The sequence below is a fragment of the Oceanispirochaeta sp. M1 genome (genome assembly GCF_003346715.1).
In the GTDB taxonomy this organism is placed as follows: Bacteria; Spirochaetota; Spirochaetia; order DSM-2461; family DSM-2461; genus Oceanispirochaeta.
Window position 1 is genome coordinate 47,339 of record NZ_QQPQ01000015.1, and the last position, 24,735, is coordinate 72,073.

General features: G+C 42.7%; 19 protein-coding genes. 12 read left to right on the plus strand and 7 right to left on the minus strand.

Annotated features, from left to right (window positions below):
• Positions 1-42: 42 nt before the first annotated feature.
• Entirely contained in the window at positions 43-2,115 is a 2,073-nt protein-coding gene (locus DV872_RS12365) for a TRAP transporter permease (protein ID WP_114630249.1), read from the minus strand.
• 98 nt (positions 2,116-2,213) lie between these two features.
• Positions 2,214-3,206, minus strand: a complete 993-nt coding sequence (locus tag DV872_RS12370; RefSeq protein ID WP_114630250.1) for a TAXI family TRAP transporter solute-binding subunit — start codon at positions 3,204-3,206, stop codon at positions 2,214-2,216.
• Between the two features lie 468 nt (positions 3,207-3,674).
• On the opposite strand from DV872_RS12370, the gene DV872_RS12375 reads away from it, so the two are divergent.
• A complete protein-coding gene (locus DV872_RS12375) occupies positions 3,675-4,016 on the plus strand; it encodes a DRTGG domain-containing protein (RefSeq protein WP_114630251.1) in 342 nt (113 codons plus the stop codon).
• On the opposite strand, the gene DV872_RS12380 is transcribed toward DV872_RS12375, so the two are convergent.
• The 4 genes from DV872_RS12380 to DV872_RS12395 all read right to left on the minus strand — a co-directional run bounded on the left by DV872_RS12380 (position 4,010) and on the right by DV872_RS12395 (position 7,691).
• Positions 4,010-5,014 carry a tRNA-dihydrouridine synthase family protein gene (locus DV872_RS12380; protein WP_114630252.1) on the minus strand — a complete coding sequence of 335 codons (1,005 nt, stop codon included), beginning with the start codon at positions 5,012-5,014 and terminating at the stop codon, positions 4,010-4,012. The two genes, DV872_RS12375 and DV872_RS12380, sit on opposite strands and share 7 nt — an antisense overlap.
• Positions 5,015-5,039: 25 nt before the next feature.
• Positions 5,040-6,257, minus strand: a complete 1,218-nt coding sequence (locus tag DV872_RS12385; protein ID WP_114630253.1) for an HD domain-containing phosphohydrolase — start codon at positions 6,255-6,257, stop codon at positions 5,040-5,042.
• A gap of 36 nt (positions 6,258-6,293) precedes the next feature.
• Positions 6,294-6,575, minus strand: coding sequence for a Dabb family protein (locus tag DV872_RS12390; protein ID WP_114630254.1), 282 nt, complete (start codon positions 6,573-6,575; stop codon positions 6,294-6,296).
• A 114-nt stretch (positions 6,576-6,689) separates the two neighbouring features.
• Positions 6,690-7,691, minus strand: a complete 1,002-nt coding sequence (locus DV872_RS12395; RefSeq protein ID WP_114630255.1) for a Gfo/Idh/MocA family protein — start codon at positions 7,689-7,691, stop codon at positions 6,690-6,692.
• A gap of 87 nt (positions 7,692-7,778) precedes the next feature.
• Here DV872_RS12395 and DV872_RS12400 point away from each other — a divergent pair, with 87 nt between their 5' ends.
• A complete protein-coding gene (locus tag DV872_RS12400; RefSeq protein WP_114630256.1) occupies positions 7,779-8,630 on the plus strand; it encodes an HDOD domain-containing protein in 852 nt (283 codons plus the stop codon).
• Positions 8,631-8,759: 129 nt separating this feature from the next.
• On the opposite strand, the gene DV872_RS12405 is transcribed toward DV872_RS12400, so the two are convergent.
• On the minus strand, positions 8,760-12,518 hold the full coding sequence (locus DV872_RS12405) for a tetratricopeptide repeat protein (protein WP_114630257.1): 3,759 nt from the start codon (positions 12,516-12,518) through the stop codon (positions 8,760-8,762).
• Positions 12,519-12,700: 182 nt separating this feature from the next.
• Here DV872_RS12405 and DV872_RS12410 point away from each other — a divergent pair, with 182 nt between their 5' ends.
• From DV872_RS12410 to DV872_RS12455, 10 genes are all read left to right on the plus strand, one after another.
• Positions 12,701-13,954, plus strand: coding sequence for a GAF domain-containing protein (locus tag DV872_RS12410; RefSeq protein WP_147283162.1), 1,254 nt, complete (start codon positions 12,701-12,703; stop codon positions 13,952-13,954).
• Positions 13,951-14,685 carry a hypothetical protein gene (locus DV872_RS12415; protein WP_114630259.1) on the plus strand — a complete coding sequence of 245 codons (735 nt, stop codon included), beginning with the start codon at positions 13,951-13,953 and terminating at the stop codon, positions 14,683-14,685. The genes DV872_RS12410 and DV872_RS12415 overlap by 4 nt, the downstream gene beginning before the upstream one ends.
• Complete coding sequence (gene pelF / locus DV872_RS12420; RefSeq protein ID WP_114630260.1) at positions 14,678-16,096, plus strand: GT4 family glycosyltransferase PelF; 1,419 nt, start codon at positions 14,678-14,680, stop codon at positions 16,094-16,096. Before DV872_RS12415 ends, pelF begins: the two co-directional genes overlap by 8 nt.
• A gap of 2 nt (positions 16,097-16,098) precedes the next feature.
• Positions 16,099-17,511, plus strand: coding sequence for an exopolysaccharide Pel transporter PelG (pelG, locus tag DV872_RS12425; RefSeq protein ID WP_114630261.1), 1,413 nt, complete (start codon positions 16,099-16,101; stop codon positions 17,509-17,511).
• Positions 17,512-17,650: 139 nt separating this feature from the next.
• Positions 17,651-18,682, plus strand: a complete 1,032-nt coding sequence (locus DV872_RS12430; RefSeq protein ID WP_114630262.1) for a hypothetical protein — start codon at positions 17,651-17,653, stop codon at positions 18,680-18,682.
• A gap of 10 nt (positions 18,683-18,692) precedes the next feature.
• Positions 18,693-19,640: a nitrilase-related carbon-nitrogen hydrolase gene (locus tag DV872_RS12435; RefSeq protein WP_114630263.1), complete on the plus strand. Its 948-nt coding sequence runs from the start codon at positions 18,693-18,695 to the stop codon at positions 19,638-19,640.
• 18 nt (positions 19,641-19,658) lie between these two features.
• The gene (locus DV872_RS12440) at positions 19,659-20,720 is read left to right on the plus strand and encodes a GGDEF domain-containing protein (RefSeq protein WP_114630264.1); all 1,062 of its coding nucleotides are present in this window, start codon (positions 19,659-19,661) and stop codon (positions 20,718-20,720) included.
• 43 nt (positions 20,721-20,763) lie between these two features.
• Positions 20,764-21,834, plus strand: coding sequence for a peptide chain release factor 1 (prfA, locus tag DV872_RS12445; protein ID WP_114630265.1), 1,071 nt, complete (start codon positions 20,764-20,766; stop codon positions 21,832-21,834).
• On the plus strand, positions 21,831-22,679 hold the full coding sequence (gene prmC, locus DV872_RS12450) for a peptide chain release factor N(5)-glutamine methyltransferase (RefSeq protein ID WP_114630266.1): 849 nt from the start codon (positions 21,831-21,833) through the stop codon (positions 22,677-22,679). The genes prfA and prmC overlap by 4 nt, the downstream gene beginning before the upstream one ends.
• A complete protein-coding gene (locus DV872_RS12455; RefSeq protein ID WP_230391546.1) occupies positions 22,676-24,709 on the plus strand; it encodes a bifunctional (p)ppGpp synthetase/guanosine-3',5'-bis(diphosphate) 3'-pyrophosphohydrolase in 2,034 nt (677 codons plus the stop codon). Before prmC ends, DV872_RS12455 begins: the two co-directional genes overlap by 4 nt.
• Positions 24,710-24,735: the final 26 nt, after the last annotated feature.

The window sequence follows — 24,735 nt, forward strand, 5'->3', positions numbered from 1 at the left end:
TTTTTATTCAATCAATATTTTCATTTATACAATTAGATCGTACTAAGCCGTCACTTTTTTGGCTCTCAACCTCTGTTCTCCGTAGATAAAACCGATAAGGGCAATACCTAAGAGCATAACAACCTGCTTTGGGGCGGAAGAAAGACCGATCCATCCTCCTACAAGCTCTGGTCTTAACAGTGTCAGGGCTCCCAGTCCGAGAGCAACACCTTCAAACCATTTATTCTTAATAAAGAAATACCCCTGGGTCAAAGCGGCAAAGGCAAACATGGCCATGGTTGCAGATGCAAAGATCCATAAAGCATAACCCACACTGTCTACACCGATAAGAAGAAGTTCTGTATTGAAGATAAACATAAAAGGTAGAATCGCGGTCCTGATATCATAGGTAAAACCCTGAATACCCGTCTTAATGGGGTCAGACTTGGCAATTGCCGCAGCGGCAAAGGCAGCCAGTCCCACAGGTGGTGTATCATCCGCCAGTATCCCAAAAAAGAATACAAAAAGATGTGCCGCAATCAGAGGTATGACGATCCCATTCTTCGCACCAAGAGTCAGGATGACCGGAGCTGTCAAAGATGCCATGACGATATAGTTTGCCGTTGTAGGCAGTCCCATTCCCAGTATAAGACTGGCAATAGCTGTTATAATCAGGATGAGAAAAAAGTTTCCACCCGAAAGGACTTCGATAACCTCGGTAATGATTCCACCCAGTCCCAGAGTAACAACACCGACTATAATACCGGCGGAGGCAACCGCTACACCGATACCCATCATATTCTTCCCACCTGCAACCAGAGAGGTTCCAATCTGCCAGAAGCCATGCTTGATTGCACCCTTAACAGATTCTTTCTTTTTAACAGCCTTGTAGATATTCTGAATGAATATAAGTGCAGTCAGTGCAAGAATAGCTCTGAATGCAGCCAAAGCGGGAGAATGTCTGAAGACAACTAACTCAATAATCAGGAAGAAAAGAGGGATTAAAAAATGAATACCCTCTATAAAGGTTTTCCAGAACCTGGGAAGATCCGCCTTTGGAACACCCTTCAATCCCAGCTTGGACGCTTCCAGGTGGGTGATATACATCAGGGCTATATAGGATACAACCGCGGGAATAAAGGCAGCCCGGATAACTTCAACGTATTCCAGGTTGCAATACTCTGCAATGATAAAGGCCGCTGCACCCATGATAGGAGGCATAAGCTGACCGTTTGTACTGCAGGCAACCTCTACGGCAGCCGCCTTATGAGCCGGATACCCTACACTCTTCATCAGAGGAATGGTAAATGTTCCTGTAGTAACAACGTTGGCAATACTGGAACCTGAAACCATTCCGGTCAAACCACTGGCTAAAACCGCGGCCTTGGCGGGTCCGCCCTTAAAGCGTCCCAGCAGACTGAAGGCAAGGTCTACAAAATACTTTCCTGCTCCAGCCTTATCCAGCATTGCACCAAATAATACAAACAGGAATACAATAGTTGCCGATACGTCCAGGGGAACTCCATAGATCCCTTCTGTGGACAAGGTAATCTGCCCGATAAATCTTTGTATGGATACACCTTTGAAGGCCAGTACCGAGGGCATATAAGGCCCGAAAAAGCTGTAGAGTATAAATACGAGAGCCACTATCGGCAGCGCCGGACCCAGGGCTCTTCTTGCTGCTTCCAGGAGAAGTAGCACCAGAAAAAACCCAATAATGAGGTCTCTTTGAATAGGTATTCCCTGGCGTCCGCTGATTCCCACATAATCTATTGCGATGTAGAGAGCCAGTGCTGTTGCAGCCAGAGCAATTATGATATCGACCACGGTAAAGCGGTCATTTTTTGCAAAATAATTGAGATAACGGTTTTTCTTTGGTTTCTTAAACATCGGATGGCTCAGAAAGACCAGACAGATGGCAAAGGCCAGGTGAATTGCTCTGACAAGGGTACTTTCCATTAATATAAAGGATGATATAGACAATTGAAAAATTGACCAGGCAGCAGCTATTACAGGTATCACCCAGCGGCTTAATCCTGTCTGGATATTTCGAGTTCCACCCTCAGCTTCATCAGCAATCCTTTGAGCCTTGTCGAGATCTGCATCGCTGGGTTGGTGTTCAAGTTCTTTTAACATAATAAAAAAAGGCTCCTTAAGAAAATCTCAGTCCTTTAAGACAGAGTAAAACCCCGGCAATAAATGCCGGGGTGAAAAATCATAGTAAAGAAAGGGGATTATTTTAGTCCGGCTTCCTTAAAGTATTTCATTGCACCATCATGAATGGGAGCAGAAAGACCTGTAAGCATGCTTTCAGCTGTAAGGATGGCAAAAGCAGGATGAAGCTTTTTAAAATCATCCAGGTTTTCAAAAACTTCTTTCGTTATGGCGTAAACAACATCATCAGAAACATCAGAAGATGTACAAAGAGTAGCCTTAACACCGAATGTATCTACATTGCCGCTGTTTGTGGCATTGGGATATTCACTGACAGGAATGAAGGAAGCTGCGTAATAAGGGTAGTCAGCCAACAGACCTTCGATTTCTGTGATAGGAACAAAGTGTGCTTTTCTTTTTCCGGAAGTGGCTTCCTTGAATGATCCGTCGGGGTGTCCAACAGTATAGAAGTAAGCATCAATTCTTCCGTCCTGCAGCATCTTGGCAGCTTCAGAAGCCTTTAGGCTTTCAGCCCTGATATCAGATTCCCAGTCAATTCCGTATGCTTCCATTACATCGATCGCATTACCTCTCTGACCGGAACCGGGGTTACCGATGTTGATAATTTTACCTTTAATGTCTGTAAATTTTTCAATTCCGGCATCATCTGCTGCAAGCATAGTTACAGATTCGGGGTGAATAGAGAATACGGCTCTCAGTTTTTCCTGGGCACCTGCATCTTCCCAGTCTGCTGTTCCGTTATATGCCTGGTACTGTCTGTCAGACTGTACAACACCGAACTCAAGATCACCCGCCATGATGGCGTTTACATTGAATACAGAGCCGGCTGTAGATTCAACAGTCGCTTTGATATTATAGTCATCAAATTTCTGATTTACCATCTTGCTGATGGCTCCACCGGTGGGGTAGTAAACTCCGGTGACACCACCGGTACCGATAGTTACAAAAGTCTTTGACGGAGCTGCTGCAGTTTCATCTTTCTTCGCACAGCTCACGAGCAGCAACGAAGAAACGATAAGCATCAACATTGAAACTTTCAATAATTTTTTCATTTATTCCTCCAAATAAAATTAGTAAATATTAATTATGCCCTTTAGGCATTAATACACAGAAAGCACCAAAAACAAAAAAAGGTTTTCGGGCATGCGAAAATAATCCGGCAGGGATTATTGCAAAAAAATTAGACGGGATACAAAATCCCCATACAGTTTATCAGTCGGCAGAGACCGTTTCATGTAAAGAAAATTATCTAAATGAACAGCTGCCTGATTTCAGTCAAGAAAATGAAGAATCGATCAATTGAATAATTAATCAATATTTATACAAAAAATATTATCGCATCTTTATTTATTGATCAAGGATATGTATAAAAAAAGGCCTTTTCCTACACAATTGTTGGAAAACTCCCAAAAATTCCAGTAAAAAGGTCATGATTAAGATCATAGTACCGAGTAATTGCACAAATCTGATTGAAATCTTTGGATTTTATCTATAAAATATTATCTGTATCAGGAGTAGTGATGAAACTTAATGAAATAATAAAATTGACAGAATCCGAGCTTATTTGCGGGGACCCTGAGACTCAGGAATACGTAAATGCCTTCAGTTCAGATCTAATGAGTGATGTATTAACCAATGAAGCTGATGAAGCTCTACTCATAACCGGTCTGGTCAATGTTCAGGCTATCCGCACTGCTGAGATGGCTGATATCAGCTGTATTTTGTTTGTTAGAGACAAGACAATCCCCCCCAATATGGTCCGCCTGGCCGAGGAGAGTGATATTACAATTCTCAAGACAAAACATACAATGTTCTGGGTTTGCGGTGTTCTGTATCAGGCCGGTATCGTTCCTGTTTACTGAGAATCAAAATATTCATAAATCTTATATCTGAATTTCTCCCATTCCTTCAAAGTTTTGAGACTCAGTAGTTCTTTCCTGAATTCTGATGGCATAGATTCCAATTCAAAAGTAAATAAAAGTATTCCCTTTAAATAGTTGATAAGGGCAATTTCCCTTTGAAACTGCCCCTTCATCCTCTTCAGAAGATCATCGATAAAATCCCTGACTTCTCTATGAGTCAGGGGGTGAATGACAGGCTCAGCTATATCAGCACCCTCATCGGCATTGACCCCTATATCTGGAAAACTTACTTCTGATAGTATTTTCTGAGCCAGGAATGGATCTGCCAGAAGTCCTCTTCCAATCATCCACTCCTCTACCTGAGGAAATCTGGCTTTAAGAGATCTGAAATCGCCCGGACTCCTGATATCACCATTATAGCAGATAGGCTTCCCATACAGTTCAAGAGCTTTTTCAAAGCCATCCAGATCAACAGATCCGCTGTACATCTGTGTCCCCAGCCTGGGATGGAGCGTCAGACCGGATATTGGATATTCCCTTAGTCGAGGAAGGAGCCTGAAACACTCATCTCGGCTCTCAAGTCCAAGTCTGATTTTCATTGAAAGATTGATATTGAGTTCGGGCAGAACAGCATCCAGGATCTCGAGTATATGATCGGTATGAGGCATAAGTCCTGAACCTTTACCCTTCCGGATAACTCCCCTGCTGGGACAGCCGAGATTCCAGTTCACTTCTCTGTAACCTGCTCTCTCCAGTGCCCTTCCGGCAATTAAAAAAGCAGAGGGTTCAGAGACCAGAAGCTGCGGGATTTCATGTACCGGAGATTCTGAGGGTAGAGCTACCTGCTTCAAATTCCTAAGAGGAACACGTTTAACTCCGTCGGGGATGGGAAGAAAAGGAGTCAGTGCAGCATTGAGACCCGGAAAATGATCATAATAACAGCTCCGGAAGGTTTTATCAGTAACACCTTCCAATGGAGCCATTATCAATTTAATCATTTTATCATCTGCTGATTTCCGATCGTTATTCTGCCTGGTCAGGATATTTCCGCTGAGTCTGTTTCAGGATAGGAAGAATTTCAAAAAAGATATCGACTAGCTCAGGATCAAATTTACATCCTCCGCAGACCTTGATTTCATTTAAAACATCATCTTCGGTCCAGGCTTCTTTATACACTCGCCGTGAACTGAGTGCATCAAAAACATCCGCCAGTGCAACAATTCGTGCATAAAGAGGAATTTCCTCCCCTTTCAGGCCCTTGCCGGAAGGAAGGATCTCATCGGGCTTAGAATCTGCCCAGTTAATATCTCCGGGATATCCGGAGCCGTCCCAGTTTTCGTGATGACTGATGGCGATATCTTTGGCAATACTGTCCAGGTCGGATTCTTCATCTGCAAAAAGTCTTGCACCTACATAGGTGTGTGACTTCATTATTTCATACTCATCATCATTAAAGCGTCCAGGTTTTTTCAGAATCAAATCCGAAATACCAACCTTGCCCACATCGTGGAGCATGGCAGCCATTCTGAGAGTATCCTTCTGTTTCTGGAGTGTATCATCAGGAATATTACGGCGTCGTGCCCAGGCCTCATAGATTTCACAGGAGTAGGAACCTACACGGTTTACATGGGCTCCAGTCTCCTTTGGATCTCGAAGCTCGGCCATCTGTATCATTCTAAGAAGAAGAGTACGGGTCATCCTGGCCCTCTGCAGAGCAACTGTCGCAGTACTGGCGAAGTGTAGAACAAAGGGCTCATCCCCTTTCTTGAAACTTGTAATATTTTCCTTGGGAGTTTTTGCATTAAGCAGCTGAAGAACACCCAGAACATCTCCCTGATTAGTCACAAGAGGAAATGTCAGTGATGAGACAGTTTTATAACCAGAGACTTCATCAAAATGGGTATTGAAACTGTAGGGTCTCTCCTCCGGGATTTTATACATGTCCCGAATATTCAGATGAGTTCCCTTGGCAGCTACATATCCGGAAATAGTCTTTTCATTAACAGGAATTCTGAAAATATCGAATCCCAGTTTCTGACCTTCTGCCAGCTCTTTCTGAAGGGTATCGTTTTGAGCATATTTAATTTCCAGTTCATTACCGTCTTTAATATAAATTGAACCTGCATCGGCGCAAACGGCGTCTCTGGCATAAAAGAGAATTCGTTCCAGCAGAATATCAAGATCCTGAATTTTGTTCAGGTCTTTATCAATCTGTAGAATTTTCTTCATCTGGTTAGTCATAAAATATTCCTATATCTCAAATTTACGCCAAAAAAATTAAAATTCAAAATCTACAACATATCTTGCTGAAGCAGCCGCTTTGACGATCTTCTTTACTTCGCCATGAATAGAATCATCCTGATAGGCGTCAAGATCCTCTTTTGATCTATGAACTGAAATAAGAACTAAATCACAGGAAATATCACTGAGATTATAATTGATTCCACATTCAACATCCACCATAGAGGGAACTTTCCCTTTCATGTTTTCGATAGCGGCTTTCAGCTTTGGGGCATCATCCTTATCTTTTAAAGTCCACATAACAACATGTTTTACCATTTTACTCTCCTGAATTTTTTATTACATTTTTATATAATAGCTTAATTACATATAATTTCGGTAATTATCTATATAAGATTAACTTACAAAATTTACAGTACTTAATTTTTTATGTCATATGATATCTTCCCAGCAGCCACTCTCCCCTGCTCTGAAAATGGCTTCCAGGATCTTTATATTCTGTACAGCATCCTCTAAAGGAACATGATTTTCCTGCTCTCCTCTCAATGTACGGACAAAGGATTCTGCCTGAAGAGTGTACTGATCACAGACAGGGAATTCCAGCAGCTCATGATCTTCATGATAAAATTCACCTTTACTCAGAAAAAGACGGCAGGATCTGTCAGGGGGTGCATTAAAGGGGATTTCTACTTCCAGGCGCCCTTTTGTTCCGAAAATCTGCATTATCTGATAGGGAACCAGTTGAGTGGAGACAGAAAATGAGGCCTGTCCCGAGGGAAACTGCATAAGGACTGAACAAAGCCGATCGATACCTGTTTCCGGATCTTTTTCAAGAATTGAAGCAACCCGGAGAGGCTCCTCCCCGAAGACAAAACGGGATGTTGTAACAGGATAGCATCCGATATCAAGCATAGCTCCACCACCGATATCCTTCCTGTTTCTGATATTATTTTTATCCACATTATAGTAACTGAAAAAGCCCTGAATATTACGCAGTTCACCCAGCTGACCTTCCTGAGCAAGGCTTCGTGCTTTCAGCCATTGTGGATGATAGCGGACCATAAAGGCTTCACTTACGGTCAGGCCTGTTTCATCCCTGAGATCAATCAGTTTCTGAATTTCTTCAGATTTCAGAGATAGTGGTTTTTCACAAAGAACATGCTTTCCCGCCTCCATGGCTTTTATGGTCCATTCCACATGCATGTGATTGGGAAGGGGGTTATATATGGCCTCAACTTCAGGGTCTGCGAGGAGCTCCTCATAAGATCCATAGGTCTGTGGAATATTCAGCTTTAAAGCTGCTTTATTTGCATTATCCAGATTACGGGAAGCAATGGCATAAACTTCACCGTTTTTAGATTTATTAATAGCTGGCAAAACCTTCGTCAGACCGATATTTGCTGTGCTGAGGACTCCCCATTTCACTTTTTTCATAAAAAAACCCCTCTATTTGCTGTTTTCCGAATTAATTTACTATAATAATAGTCATACAATCATATAAATGGAACGATTATAATACTAATGGAAAATTATGAAAAGTTTTTAAAAACAATACCGGTCATGCCGGATGTAGCAACAAAAGTACTTACTTTTGCTGAAGATCTTGATGAAGTATCTTTCACCGAGCTGGAAAGCCTTATCAGTATGGACCCAGGTCTCACTGCAAAAATACTGAAGGTTGCAAACTCTGCACTCTATGCAAGACAACAACAGATTACACGCCTGCAGACAGCTATTTCCCTGATGGGATTCAAGGCCATCAAAAGCCTTGTTATGCTTCTGACAGCATCCAATATGTTTTCAAATAAAATTGTATCTCCTTTTTACAAGTATTTCTGGCAACACTCTCTGATTACAGCGTTTATTGCCCAGAAGCTCTGTGATATTTCCGGTAATCCACGGATAAGGGAAGAATCATTTCTGGCAGGTCTGCTCCATGATATTGGACAGATGAGTCTTTATGAATCCCAAAAAAACGGTTACGACAACATTATGGAATATATAAATCTGGATGAAGACAAGACCTGTGAACTTGAAGAGAAAATTTTTGGGGCCAGTCACAGAACTGTAGGACGCAAAATTATGGAAAGCTGGAATTTCCCTGCAGTTTTTGCTGATTCAGCGGGTGAACACGGAAATGTAAATATCCAGTCACCCCACAAGGAACTGATTGTTCTTGTTTCAATTGCGGATAATATCTCCTCGGTGCTTCATGAATTCGGTTTCTCAGATGAAACAAAGAAAGACCTTGATCCATATCTGAAATATTCAGGATTGAAACTGGAACAGCTGAGCTATTTTCAGGATAAGTTCATGATCGATATGAAAAATGATCCCCTCTTTCAGGAGTGCAAGAGCCTTTTCCGGCTTTAAGTCCCACTCATTTATCCATCATCAGATACAGACTGGAAAAAATCCCCTGTTTTGCAGGGGATTTTTTATCTTCAGTATAAAGACTTCAGTATAGGCTTCAGAAGAAAGGGACAGATTATGCCGTTGCTCCTAATTTGTAAGAAGCGATGGAACGTTGACCTTGGCTCCAACCATAGCTGAGAATTCCCAGAAGTTCAGATCCTTTGCATTCTTGAAAGTAGAACTACCGCCCACATTGAGGAAGAGAGTCATTGTCTCCTTCACATAATAGAGTCCAAAATAGCTTTCAGCCTTTAAAGACTGAGCCATCTCCTCTTCTCCCCATACATTGACCCAGTATCCCCCGGCTGCGCCGTAAAGACTCAATTCAATATTTTCTGTATAGGTTTCGTTATGAAAGTTCAAGGTAGCTCTAAGACCACCCTTTGCCTCGAGGACACCGCTTGGCAGGTAATAATCCTGAATATCCGACTCGCTGCCGTCTTCAAGGTTAAACATTCCATTGGCTGTCAGACGAAATAATGGTTTCCGGGCAACGACCACGCCTAAGGACGCTTCCTGAATGACCTGTCCTTTCACATTTCGATCCGTATCGGAATTGGTGTTGTTAAGAAATTCAAACTGTCCATAGGTCCTTGTAATAACAGGCCCCCAATCATAGGAATTTTCAAGTGGAAAATAAGTAGCTGCATTCAGATTGATAAAATGACTGCGTGTCAGGCTCTTATCGGGGAACATGGACTCCCTTTCAAGCTGATATCGATATCCCATTGAGGTATCAAGGAAATTCCATTTCCAATTTGCTGAAAGCCCTGCCAGAGGTTTTATAATAATCTCTGATGCCAGATCTCCAGGTGTAGTGATATCCTGCCAGTCAGTGGTGATCACGCCCTCACTGTAGCTTGCATTACCAAGATAAAAACCACCCATAGGAGTGATAGTCAGATTCCAGTTTGAAATAGTAAAGGGTACATCAATTTCAAAAGAGTGCATCTTGAACTCACTGGGTGAATTCAGATCAGGATCATCTATAGGATTGATCACCTTGTATTTACGATCCATATCCAGCTTATAGGTCAGTCCCCATCCCAGCCATGTATTTATTTTTGTCTGGTAATTGGCTATGCCCCTGTAGTTGATACGTGTGGTATCGGTAATATTCTGGGCCGATACAGAAACGGAATCCGCATTCTGCCTGGCCAGCTGATTGTAATAATAGGCAGCATTTTCATAGCCCGGATTCTGATAATAGACTTTTTTGTACTGATCCATGGCCCGTGACCAGTCACCGGCCCTCTGGCTTACGATTCCCAGCTTGTAATTAGCCGAAATATTCCAGGGGTCCATAGCCAGAACACGTTCAAACTGTCTGACAGCCTTGATATTCTGCTCCATATCAAGATAGTACTCCCCCAGAGAATAACGGAGCAGATAAGTATCCTGTTCATAATAATAGATCTGACGGACCAGTTGCTGATCCAGAGCCTTATACATACTACCGAGAGAATCTGTAAGTTCTTCTGATTCACTTCTCAAGGTAGATACACGGTCTTGCATTTCCTGAATTAAGGCATCGCTTTCTTCTGCAGTGGGCACCATATAACCCTGACTTTCAGGGTTTGCCCAGGCAACAGCCTCCATATCAAAGAGGTGCTGACGGTAGAGAGTGAGTACATCGGATTTCTCTTCCCACATACTCTCCCGTTTCTCTTTATTCATGCTCCAGAGATAACTCTCAAAAAGACCGTAGCTCGCTGCCGGATCATCTTTAAAAAGATTACTCTCCAGATAGCGTCCGGCTTCTCCTGTCTTCCTTGAAAATAGAGCCAGCCTGGATAAAATATATCCAGCCAGGAAGGGTTCATCCCTATGAACCTGTCGAAGTTCACTCTGAGTAAAATATCTATCCCAGCTCCACTCGGATTCACCCAGAAGCTGTCTGAAGATATCCTCATCTCCCTTTTCTTTATCAAGAATAAGAGACAACTCCTCCATTAGATCCTGTTTATCAGAATCCAGGCCCATCATTCTGAAACTCCAGGTACTGTAATTATCAAAGGCATCAATATAGGCCTTGGTTGCAGCATCGGCCTTTTCCATCAAAAGAGGATCATCAGCTTTCTTTTCCTGTGCGGCAATGGCTTTTTCATATGTGGATTTGGCCAGGGTCAGTTCTTTCCCGCCCAGCAGGTAGGCTTCCTGGATCTGCTGAAACTGTTCCCGGAACTGTGACATTCTGTCCATAAGTGAAAGAAGTTCCATAGACTTGCTGTCAAATTCCTTCATACTCACATAGAGCTTGTTGATAAGAATTCGCAGAGAATGGTCTACAGCTTCTTCCCTGAGGCCATTCCAGAAATAGGTTTGAGAAAGGAGCTGTCGCAGAGGAATATTGTCAGGCTGTTCTGCAAGAGCATCAATATAGTCCTGCAGAATACCGTCTTTCATGTTGATCTTTTCATCATGAACCTTCATGTACTCGCTCAGTTCAGGGCTTTCCTCAAAAGTTTCATAAATTCGGGCTATTATCTGTTCCGCTTTTTTTGTATCTCCCATCTGCCTGTATGAGCTTTCAAGGGCCAGATAGGTTTCAAGATATTCGGGAGAAGACTCTATCTCATTCAGATAGATATTCTCAGCATACTGGGGATATCCGTTGACCGAGTGTATTCCCCCAAGATCCATGACCTTGTCATGAGTACCGGCACTCTCTTCTGCTTCCTTGAAAACAGTATCCGCATCATCACTCCGGGCCATCCAGAGGTATGTAAGCCCCAGGTTGACCTGAAGGTTCAAATCATCTGGAAACTGTTCCAGTCCCTGAGTGAAAAACTCGATTGACTCTCTGTAATTCCCTGTCCAGGCGGCTACCTTACCGGCTTCTGCCCAGTAAGCCGCATTATCGGGAGCAATGTTCAGGAGCTGTCTATATACGGTCAGTCCTTCTGTGACTTCACCGTTCCAGATCCTGTTCTTGGCTGTAAGCAGCAGAGGATAGGGATCTTCAGGATCAAGACTCACCGCCTTGTTGAGATTTTTAATTGAATTGATATAATCCCCAAGCAGGGAATACACCATGGATAAAATAATATAGGCATTTTTATTACCAGGGTCCTCCTTTATTGCCTTCTCATAATATGAGATTGACTGAAAGGGATTATCAATGGAACGGTCGGTTCTATTTTTAGGAAATACCGCAGGAACCAGGGTCAGCTCCTCTTCCATCAGATCCTGTCTGAGAAAAAAGAATGCATCTATAAAAAAGTAATAACGTCCGTCATAACGGCGCTTATCGGGTACTTCAAATCTGATACGGTGCACACCCTTTGTCAGATGCAGCTCCTCCACTTCCATCCAGTAATAGGAAGGGGTGTAGGCTTCAACAACGGCGACATCTTCCCTGAAGACAGGTACGGCTTCAGCGCCGTCCAGAACATAACGGAATGTACTTGAAAATGATGGAAAGACAGTATCTTCAGGTCCCGGAGGAGTTCCTCCATACCAGAAAGCATAATCTCCCTCTTCTTCAACATAAAATGCATATTCAGCAAAATAAGCCTGACCGCCATAGGGGGCATTCTGTTGAATAAGCTGCAGAGACTTATAACCTGAAGCTCCGTAGTTATAAACTGCAGAGGTTGCGAAGTTAGTGGAGACAGCCGATTCTCCTTCAAGGAATATCAGGCCCTCTTCACTGTTGGGATAAACAGGTGTCAATTTGATATCCTCAGGCCTCTTTTCTGCCGTTGAATCTACTTCACCCGTATCTTCTGCTCCCTCTATGGCTGTTCCGGGATCTTCCTGAGAAGTGACCAGCTGAGGCTGAAATAGATATAGAAACGTAATAAAAGTGATACACAGTCCGCTTTTAGAACAAAGAAATTTCATAACAACTTTATCTCCTGATTATTTTACAGTATAATCTACTTACTAATATGCACCTAAAGAAACGAAATTTCCTGCCGGAAACATTAATAACAGCTATCATTATCGGCGGCTTGTCTATATTTCCAATACTTGATTTTGGAATTAGCTCAGGCTTAATGCTGATAATTACCGTGTCTATCCTCATGTCCTTTTGGCATGGAAGGCTTGCGGGGCTCCTGACTCTGGGTATATCTCTTCTGATGTATTGCGGGGGGCAGATATTTTTATTTAATGAGATCCCCGAGCTGCTTCAAATATTCAATGTATTAAGCCTGGGAATACTACTGATTTATCTGGGCGGAGCTTTAAGAAAACTCCGTGAATATAAAATGACTAAAATCATGCGCAGATTCCGGCGGAACTCAGAAGAAAGGAATCAGCTCAGCAAAATATCACATGCCCAGCAGGATATTATTCAGGAACTGGAAGAGCGTGTTACACGTCAGAAAGACGCCATCAACCTCCTTTATGACAGGATTCATGAGATAGATTGTCTGGATACCAATCTAAGTATCTCCAAACTTCTTGATACTCTGACTCATTTCACTGAAGCAGAAGCACTCTCACTATGGGTTTATGATCCGTCTCTCAACAAGCTCCGTCTGAGAATGAGAAAAGGTGATGAACAGGAAGGCGAACAGCCGATCCTGGATCTTAAGGAATCCATCGAAGGTTGGGTATTCAGAAATAACCAGCTTTTTTCCATGAGAATGACCCTGGATTACGACAATCTCAATCAACTCAACAGCAAGAACAGCATCATGTGTTTTCCTGTTGTTCTTGATAATAAAACATGGGGAGTTGTCAATATTGAGTCCCTCCCCTTTATTAAATACAGTGAGTATACGGAAAACCTGGTACAGATTATCATCAGTCTGGCTCAGCCGGCCCTGAAAAAGGCTCTGGATTTTGAGAATCTGCTCATGGGAGAAGAGCAGCATGATATAACAGGTCTACCCCAGTTTACTCAGCTGTACCGTATTCTAGATAAGAATCGCTATGATGAATCAGGAACAATCAACTCCTCAAGCCTTATTTTAATAGAATTTCAGGAGTATCCGGAACTTATAGATGAATATGGTACTGAAAGGATTATTAAACTCCAGGCTGAGCTTTCCAAGAGTCTTGCGGATAAACAGATCAACAGTCCTGAACTGTTCCATTACAGGGATGATTCAAAAATGGCTCTGTATGTACCTCATATGGACTTTGACGGATGTTCACTCTTCTGTCTTGAGGCTCTTGAGAGTATCAATTCAAAGAGCTGGGATCTGGACGGCAAAAAGATATCTCCTGATGTAAACCTGGGCTATGCTTCGAGCGGTACGGGTGAAAAAATGGACCCCGATGATCTGATAAAAAGAGCAGAATTCCTTCTGGAGATTCAGAAGATATGAGCCGCCAGGACTCATATAGTTATATTCATAAACTACACACACTCTTTATTCCCCGGACTCCCAGTGCTGCACTGCAGGCGGCAAGAGCCGACATACTGCCCATAGAGGCATTTATTTACAAATCCACGGCTCTGAATCCCATACTTAAAAAACCCTATAACCTGGATGAAATTGAGTGGCTTTTATCCAAGAGGAACAGAGACCTTGAAACAAATCTCATACTTAAAACGGTCTTAAGTGAAATATCACGGTATGAAGATAAGGAAATTGCTCTATTTGCCGCCGAAAGTCTCAATGCAATTGAAAAAGACTACAACAGCAAGCTTATGGATCTGAAAGATAAAATAAAAGAAAAGAATAAAGCTGCAGATAAGGCAAAGGCTGCGGAAATATATTATCAGATGGCACTATTGAACTCCGATGAAAGTACCTTGAGTAATTTTTATATGAAAGAAGCCTACCTGATGCTTACAGGTATGGAGAATGATGATATTGAAAATGCAGATAACAGAATCCTTTTAATAAAGGTTCTGCTTAATCTGAAACTCTATGACCAGGCGGAACAATTACTCCCTGAGCATAAGGAGAGCCGTCTTCTAAGACTTGAAATTGCCTACAGTAAAAAGAGTCTGGCCAAAGTACAGAATATTCTGGAAGATATGAGAGAAGATTCTGAGCGAAGTGAAGAAGAACAGAAAGTTCTGAATTTCTGGTCGGGCAGCCATGACTGAAAGCACTGATAAAAGAATCTGCATTTGCATTGTTCTTGAAGGTTCCTATCCCTATATAACGGGAGGAGTCTCCGCCTGGGTTCATGACCTTATCAAGAATCTGCCTGAATTGGATTTCAAACTCTTTACCATCTCTCCTGAAGCAAATCAGCCCCTACGCTATGAACTGCCTCCCAATGTAATTGAGAGCAGAGATATCCTTATCGGAGAACCCGCAGGAACTGTGTTCAAATCTCCCCGCAGAGGAGCCAGGCTGATGAAGGAAATTTTTAAGTTTCATCAGATTATGGCGGAACACAAAGATCCCGATGTGAAGAAAATGTTCAGCATGATGCCGGAAAAGAGATTTCTATACCATCTGGCGGTTAAGTCTAAACTCGGCTGGAAAATGATCACCAACGGGAACAGAAAAAACAATCCTCTCTACCCTTTTTCTGATTATTACTGGGCCTGGAAGTCATCACACGACATGCTCTTCAGCATTCTGGGAGCAGAGGCCCCCGAAGCAGATATCTATCATGCCGTATCAACCGGATTTGCCGGACTGGCGGCTCTGGCAGCAAGACTGCGTCATAAAAAGCCTTTTCTCTTAACAGAACACGGCCTTTACCACAAAGAAAGAGAGATGGAGATCCGCAAGACAAGTATTGTCCGGGGATACCAGAGAGATATGTGGACTAAGGTCTACAACAAGATCAGCCGTATATGCTACAGCCATGCCGACCATATAACGGCCCTCTTTGAAGAGAACAGACAGAAACAGCTGGAGCTGGGTGCCCCTGCAGAAAGGACAGAGGTTATCCCCAATGGAATAGATGTTGAACGTTTTACCATAGACAGAGAACCCAAAGAGGGATTTCATGTTGGCCTGGTAGGACGGGTTGTTCCTATAAAAGATATTAAAACCTTTATCTCAACCTGCAAGATAGTCGCAGACAGGGTTCCTGAAGCCCGTTTTTACTGCATAGGCCCCACCGATGAAGATGAAGGTTACTACGAAGACTGTAAACTGCTGGTTGAAAACCTGAAGCTTCAGGATGTATTTGAGTTTACAGGGCGTCAGGATGTAAGAGATTATTACAAATTCCTGGACGTTCTGCTTCTGACAAGTGTACGTGAAGCTCAGCCCCTGGTTTTCCTGGAAGGCTACTGTGCAGGAGTTCCCGCCGTTTCCACCATTGTAGGAAATGTTCCGGAACTGCTCAACTTTGATGAACGATTTCTTGCCCCCTCCAAGGATGCAAGTAAACTGGCCGAGGGTATATTGCTTCTGCATAATAACCCAACGGAGGTAGAAAAACTCAGAGTCAAAAATTACCAGAGAGTACTGAATTTTTATGATAAAAAAGATCTCCATAAACGATACAGGGTCATGTACAGGGAACTTGCAGATATGGAGATAACAGAATAGTTATGGCCGGAATAGGATTTGAACTAAGGAAAGTAGCCTCTCTTGGAAATGCCAGAGGAATATTCCAGGCTTCCCTTTCGGGGATAATGATCGTTGCAGGTCCCTGGCTGATCTCCATACTGACAATTCTGATATTTCAGCAGCCGGTGATGGGGATACCCGAAGACTTCCGCAACCTGTTCACAGCCTCAACAGTCTATATATACTCCTCCACCCTGGTAATTAATGGAGGATTTCACTATATATTTACAAGGATTCTCTCGGATTATCTCTACAGAAATGAAAACCCCAAAGCCTTTGCCTACACACTGAGCTATATGCTTAAGTCAAGCCTTATTCTTATCCCTCTGGCCTTTTTTATGGTTGCAGTATTCTTTCAGGAAATCTCTATTCTTCACAAGACGGGATTTATCATTCTCTTTGTAACAATCAATCATATCTGGATACTGATGCTGACAGCCAGTGCCATGAAGCGGTTCAATCAGCTCCTCTTCGGCTATATTGTGGGAATGTCCAGCTCACTCCTTCTAATGCAGCTGGCAATGCACTTTCTGGGCAGTGAAGCTCTCCTTCTGGCCTATGCTATTGGTCAGGTGATCCTTTTCCTTATAGTTCTTTTTTATCTATGGGGTGATATGGGATGGGAACGAGTAACAAATAAGGGTGACTTTCTTAAATATGCAAGGCGCTATTACTATCTGTTTATCACAGGATTCGTATACTACGGAGCCCTCTGGGTGGATAAGTTTATCTACTGGTATAAACGGGGTGAGTCCATAGAATTTACATCCATGCGCCTGTATCCTGAATACGATATCATTGTCTATCTCACCAACCTGATGATGATCCCGGGAATGGTTTTTTTCGTAATCTATTCAGAAACTGAATTTTTCGTGACACTTAAGAAGTTTCTGGACAGTATGTCCAATAAGCCCTACCACGAAATGCATGCCAATCAGCATATTCTGGTCAGAGCCAACAAAAAAATTGTGACGGAGCAACTGGGTATTCAGGCAATCTTCACTCTGCTTTTCCTCACCTGGTCCGTAAATGATCCTTCAATGAGCCAGCAGCTTAGAATCATCATCCCCACAGCACTTGGAATCATGGTTCTGGGGCTCTTTGTCTGTCTGATAAATTTTCTTTTCTATATTGAGCAATACAAATTTGTACTGATCAGCTGCCTTATCTTTTTCTTTACAAATGTCGCACTGGCATGGTTCGGAGAGAGTGGAGATTTGATAACACCGGGAATATCCTCACTTGTAGGCTGTATTCTGGGTACAATAAGTGCGGCATTGTTCCTTTCCTACTCTCTGCACAATCTGGATAGAATCATCTATACAGCAATAACCAAGGGCAGATTGCGTGAAATCAAGGAAGCCCACCAGAAACTTTTGGCTAAAAGTCAATAAAATCACTGAAAATCATCAATAAAAGCATAAAAAAGTGGATTTTTTGTGTTTTTCACATTCTCAGATGTATAATTAAGTAAGTTCTTTATATAGAAAGAACTGTATTTAAAAAATGTAATACTGAAACACGGAGGTGTTTATGAACAAATTTACAAGTTTAATATTTATTACCTTATCCGCATTATTGCTTTTTGCAGGATGTTCTACTGAAGTGGAAGACACAGTGGGAACCGACTACCTTCTGGCCGGTTACTATATGATTGCCGGAGATGCAATTCCTCTAGAAGATGACGCTGTAGGTGCTTCCAGAGCAACAGCTCCTGTCCATCAAGCAGCATGGGAAACTATGTCATTTGCTCAATGGATCGCAGACAGTCCAGTAAAAATTAATAATTACCCAGAACGGGGACAGAAAACATATGTAACTGTAAAAGAAACAGGAACAGCAGATGTTTATTCTGTCTCTTCCAGAACTGAATACCCAAAGAAAGAAGATCTATTTGATCACTATCTTGAAGAATACTTTGTCAAAAACGAAGCTGATCTTAATTTATGGGATAATGATGATCCGATTGTGAATGCTGATGGTAGTACTGATTTTTATAATAGAGAAACAATGGAAGTCGTTTTCAAAGATGGAAGCGTACGGACTGAGTGGATAGCAGATTTACCGGCATTTGCAGGTGGATCAGTAGATTATGCTCCCTTCCCTTTGGATGGTGACTTAATTATTCCTGCAGAAGGTTGGACTCCTCCTGTTGCTGAAACATCGGATAATATTGAATATGGTTCTAAAGTCTATTATTACCAGAAAATTGAAACACATATTAGTTGGTTTTATAAAGAAAATAAAGAAATATTCGGTGTAAGGTATTATACCGAGGCGCAAAACCCTGATAATGATAAAATAAGCAGTTCAACTCTTACATTTGAAAATACCCTATCCAGAAAAGTTTCTTCCTGGGGAGACAGTGACTGGGGCGAAATTCTTGATTGGATATTCGGCGGCAGCAGCGGCGGAACAAGCGGAGAGACACTTGCAGAAACTGTTATCAGAGAACAGATTGCTGAAAATGGTAACAAAAGTGTAAAATCTCAAACCCGTGTTGTACCCACATTCGGAGATGCTTTTACAATTGATAAAGCCATCGAATACAATCTCTTAGACTAAGATATTGAATATGATATTCATGAGACCTTCCTCCTACAGGGGGAAGGTTTTTATTTCCCTTTTATTATTACTCTCCTCTTTGAATCTTTCTGCCCTGACTCCCGGTGATGAACTGGAAGTAGTTATTGTGCAGTTTGAGATGTCGGCGGAGATCGTCCAGTCCGAAGAGGCCTATACCTCTGCCATGCAGAAGGCTATGGATGCAGCCATGAAGGACGGTGATGCCGATCTGGTGATCTTTCCTGAGTATATAGGAGTGTTCGCCTCTCTTATCCCCTGGTTTAACTATCTTGAAGCAGACAGACCTTTTGAAGAGGTATGGTTTTCCATTCAGCAGACCAATCCTGAAATCCGTAATATCAAAGAACTCTTTATGAGGGAAGCGGCCCCTACTGATAGATATCTGAACACTATCTGGGGAAATCTTGCAAAAGAGCATGATGTGTATATTCTCAGCGGTTCCAGATTTAACAATGAGGGAAATCATCTTTTGAACCAGGCTGTGGTCTACTCCCCTTCTGGCAAGGCTGTCTACAGACAGAACAAATTCTTTCTTACAGACTTTGAGGTGGATATTGTGGGACTCAGTTCCGGTGATATCAGAAAAACCGGAGGGTTTGAAGTAAAAAATCATCATATCAATCTGACAATATGCCGGGATACTTTTTTGAAAGAGTGGGAATCCATTCATGATAATGGTGAGCTCTGGATAGATATCAAAGCCAACGGAGTTGAATATACGGAGGATCAGGTAGCCCTATTTTCCCGTGCTCTTCCTGCCAGACTGGTCAAAACTGATGTTCCCTATGGCATTACAACCTGTCTTACCGGTGATTTTCTTAATCTATTCTGGGAAGGTGAATCCAGTATCATCTATAATGATAAGGGTAAGGTCAGATATCTTGCAGTAAGCAGTAAAGATAACAGCTTTGAGATTATGAGGGAAACTTTTCCCTGAATCTGATCCGGAGGATATATGTACTCTGCCCCGGGAACTATAAAAAAAGCTTTTTTTCCTCTTTTGCTTCTCTCCACTCAATATCTTTCTGCCCATGAAGGGGATCGCTTTTTTATCTCCCCACAGATGAGACTCCCCTTATTGCTGGGATCTGTCTTCATAGTTTTAGTGATTATACTGCTCACATCCATGGCAACTCTTTTAAAGAGGCGTAATCGGAATTATAAGCTTCTTAGCAATGCCAACGAAACCATACTGATCTGTGATCCAGAGGGAAATATCAAAGAATGTATTACGGAACTGACTTGTGCTGAAAATCTGAAGGAGATATTCGGGGATAATAATGTATGGGAAATCAATCAGGCTCTGAAATCTGTATGCAGAATGGATGCGGATAGGATCATAAAACTTGTTATCAGTTATCAGGAAGATAACGGAGGTGACTGTTTTTCACAAATTGTGATGCAGAATATGCTCAGTAGCAAGGAGATAAAGGGCATTTCTGTTATCATAGAAGATATTACCGAATCAAAACTTCTTGAAAACAGATTGATCCGTTCAAGAGAGATGGCTTTTCATGAAGCCAGGCATGATCCTCTGACTTCCATCCCGAACCGCCTGTATTTTAATGAGGCCGTAAAAAAGAGATTTGCACGGCTTGAACGTCATAGTGATGAGACCCTCTGTCTTCTGATGCTTGATCTGGATCATTTTAAAGATGTCAATGACAACTGGGGTCATGATGTGGGTGATGAGGTTCTTATAAAACTAACCGAAATATGCAGTGAACTGATCCGTGCCAGTGATGTATTTGCCCGTTTTGGAGGGGAAGAGTTTATCTGTTATCTGGATGATCTGCCAGAAAATGCGGGTCTTGATGTTGCTGAACGTATGCGCCAGAGTGTTGAAGAGTATAAGGACTGGCCTAAGGGTGTACATTTGACAACCAGCATCGGTCTTGCAGAATACAACGGGGATATTCGCCCTGAGGATCTTATTAAGAAAGCCGATATCGCCCTCTATAATGCCAAGGCAATGGGGAGAAACAGGGTGTCCGTCTACCTTGCGACTGAGGACTAAATCTGATATAAAAGATGGTTACACTGTCAGGAGTTAAGACTATATGCTGAAAAAACTGGAAGGCCTTAAAGGCCGATATAATGAATTGACCAAACTGATCTCAGATCCAGACCTGGTAAAGGATCAGAAAAAATATAAAACCGTAATGCAGGACTACACCCATCTGTCAGAAATAATGGAAGCTGGCAAGGAATATGAAGAGATGCTGAACGGCCTCTCGGATGCCCGTGAAATGCTTTCTGATGAGAGCGATCCGGAAATGAAAGAGATGGCTAAAGAAGAAGTGGCTTCTCTTGAGAAAGACGTTGAAGAGATGAAAGCTAAGATTACACTCCTTATGGTTCCCAAAGATCCTCTGGACGGTAAAAATATAATTATGGAGCTCCGTGCCGGAACAGGCGGTGACGAGGCGGCTCTCTTTGCAGCGGATCTTTTCAGAGCCTACTCACGCTTTGCCGAATCCAGAAACTGGAAGGTTGAGATAATGTCAGCCAACGAGAGTGAACTGGGGGGCTTCAAAGAAGTTGTCTGCTCCATCAGCGGAAAGAGTGTTTATGCCGAACTTAGATATGAGTCGGGTGTACACAGAGTACAGAGAGTTCCCGCCACCGAATCAGGGGGCAGAATTCATACATCTGCTATTACTGTAGCCGTTCTCCCTGAAGCGGAAGAAGCAGATATCAATATCAAGACAGAAGATCTGAAGATCGATGTATTCCGCTCATCCGGTCCCGGTGGTCAGAGTGTAAATACCACTGACTCTGCGGTTCGTATCACATACCTTCCCACGGGAGTTGTTGTTATATGTCAGGATGAAAAGTCTCAGATCAAGAACAAGGCTAAAGCTATGAGAGTTCTCCGCTCCCGTCTTCTTGAAGCAGATGCTGCCAAGAAAAATGCCGCAAGATCGGAAGCCAGGCGAAGTCAGATCGGTTCAGGTGACCGCTCCGAGCGCATCAGAACTTATAACTTTCCCCAGAACAGACTAACCGACCATAGAATCAATCTGACTCTCTACAAACTGGATGCGGTGATGCAGGGTGATTTCACAGAAACATTCAATGCCCTGAAGATGAGTGCTCAGGAAGAGGCTCTTAAAAAAGAGGAACAATGACAGCTGTTCATGAAATCAGCATAAGGGAAGCTCTGATCGCAGGCTCACAGCGGCTGGAAGACTCTGAATCTCCCTGGCTGGATGCCTGTCTCCTTCTTGCACAGAGGCTGGGCTGGCGTAGAGAGAAGCTTCTTGCTTCTTATCCGGATTTTCTGGATCAGGCTGTCTATTCCGATTTCATGAAACTGATTGATAAAAGAAGCCAGGGATTTCCCGTGGCCTATATTACAGGAAATAAAGAATTTTACGGCCGTGATTTTTATGTAGAGCCAGGGATTTTATGTCCCCGTCCGGATACTGAGATTCTTATTGAAGAAGCCCTGCAGCAGATTGAATCACATCAGTATAAGAGAGTGCATGATCTTTGTACGGGCAGCGGCTGTATTGCCCTTACCCTCGCTCTGGAAAATAGAGAGCTTAGGGTCAGCGCCTCTGATATTTCTGAGACCTCAGAAAAAGTCTTTAATAAAAACAGAAAATCACTTCAGGCTGAATCAGTCAGTTTTAAACTCACATCACTTTTTGACGGCATTGAGGGTCCCATAGACCTGATTGTAACAAATCCACCCTATCTTACTACAAAAGAAACTACTGACCGGATGGATCAGAGATGGAAAGAACCTTCTCTGGCTTTGGATGGTGGTAATGATGGTCTCGATCTGATACGTATTATTATTGAACAGGCTCCATCTCTCCTCAGTGTAGAAGGTATGCTGATGATAGAAGCCGATCCCAGGCAGATGGACAGCATGGAAAGACTCCTTGAAGAAAACAGATTCACCTCGATAAAAAGAGTCTGTGATCTGGCCGGAGATGAGAGAGTCATCCTGGGAAACAGGTCATGACGATGTCCACCCTGATAACACCCGACAAAGTTGAACGGCTGATCCAGGAATTCACCGATGAGCTATGTCACTTTACAGAAGAGGAGCAGTCACAGATTCTCAAGGCCTGCCGCTGGGCACAGGAACTCCATTCCCAGCAGAAAAGAGCCAGCGGTGAACCATATATAATCCACCCTATACATGTGGCCAGGATTCTACTGAATCTGCAGATGGATGCAACCGCAGTAACTGCGGGGCTGCTTCATGATATTCTGGAAGATGCAGATGTAAGCAGGCAGGAGATTAAAGAGCGTTTCGGCCCGGAAGTTCTGCATCTGGTCAATGGTGTAACAAAAATAAATATTGTCAACGTAAAGAATAAGTCGGTACAGGAAAGAGAAACCATCCGTAAGATGATTCTCGCCATGGACAAGGATATCCGTGTAATTCTGATTAAACTTGCAGATAAACGTCATAATATGAACACCCTCCAGTATATGAGGGAAGACAAACAGAAGAGGATTGCCCGTGAGTGTCTTGATATATACGCTCCACTGGCAGGTAAACTTGGTATTTACTCAATTAAAACCGAGTTGGAGGATCTCTCCTTAAGATTCCTCAAACCCGAAGTGTACAAGGAGATCAAATTCTTTCTCAGTCAGAAGAAAGAGGAACGTTTCGAATTTCTTAAACAGATTCAGGACGATATTATTTCTGCAGCCGCTGAAGAAGAGATCCAAATCCAAATAAAAACCAGAGCCAAACATTTTTATTCCATCTATTTAAAGATGAAGAATAAGGGTAAAGAGCTCCATGAAATATATGACTTTCTGGGAATACGTATTCTGTGTAAGACTCAAACCCAGTGTTATACCCTTCTGGGACTGGTACATCACCTCTATAAACCTCTGCGAGGCCGATTCAAAGACTATATAGCCATGCCCAAAGAAAACGGTTACAGAAGTCTGCATACAACCGTAATGACCTCCTCCGGAAAGCCTCTTGAGGTACAGATCAGAACTGACAATATGAATAATACCGCCGAATACGGTGTTGCGGCTCACTGGGCCTATAAAGAGGGTAAAAAATCTTCCGAACTGGACAGCTTCAATTCAAATCTTTTAAAGAAACTTAGAGATATCAACAGTGAGGGCTACGGTTCAAGTGACTTTATGAACAGCCTTAAAGAGGATGTTTTAACAGACACCATTTTTGTGTTTACACCAAACGGAGATACCTTCGAACTGCCCAGAGGATCAACTGCAATTGACTTTGCCTACCATATCCATACGGATATCGGAGATCACTGTCTTAGTGCCAAAGCTGATGATAAGATTATTCCACTGAACAAGGCACTGAGAAATACACAGACCCTAACTATTCAGACCTCAGCCAATGCACACCCTCATTTGAACTGGCTCCGTTTCGTAAAAACCACCAGAGCCAAGTCTAAGATTAGAAACTGGCTGAACAAACATGACAGCAATATTGTTATCGACCGTCATATTGTTGCCAAAAAGACCCATACTCCGACACCTCCCCCCCCCCAGCCTAAAGCTGGTGGAGAGGAAAGACCTATTCAGAATAAGATGATGGACAGCAGCAAAGTCGGAGTAAGTATCAATAAAGAAAGAAATATCCTGATCCACCTGGCGGGTTGCTGCAATCCCACTCCCGGTGACAAAATTATCGGTTTTATCTCAAGAGGCCGGGGAATCATAGTTCACAGAGAAGATTGTGGTAACCTGAAGGGTATCAATGACTTTGAAGAGCGTAAAATCGATGTCGAGTGGGAAAATTACTCAGATAAAGCCACCCAGAGATTCAAGGTCAATGCCCGCTATGTGGCAGATCTCTTCTCAGAAATTGAGGGAGCCATCCGGAAATATAGCGGTCACCTTATATCAGGAAGTATCAATGAGACAGATCGTGGAGATCTGGAAGGTTTTTTTACAGTAGAGATGAACAACTCAGATGATTACAAAAAAATAGCCAAGAGCATACGTACAATTCCGTCTGTTCTGAATATACAAAAAGTCAGTCAGTTTTAGCTCCTCCAGCTCTTTATGAGACTGTA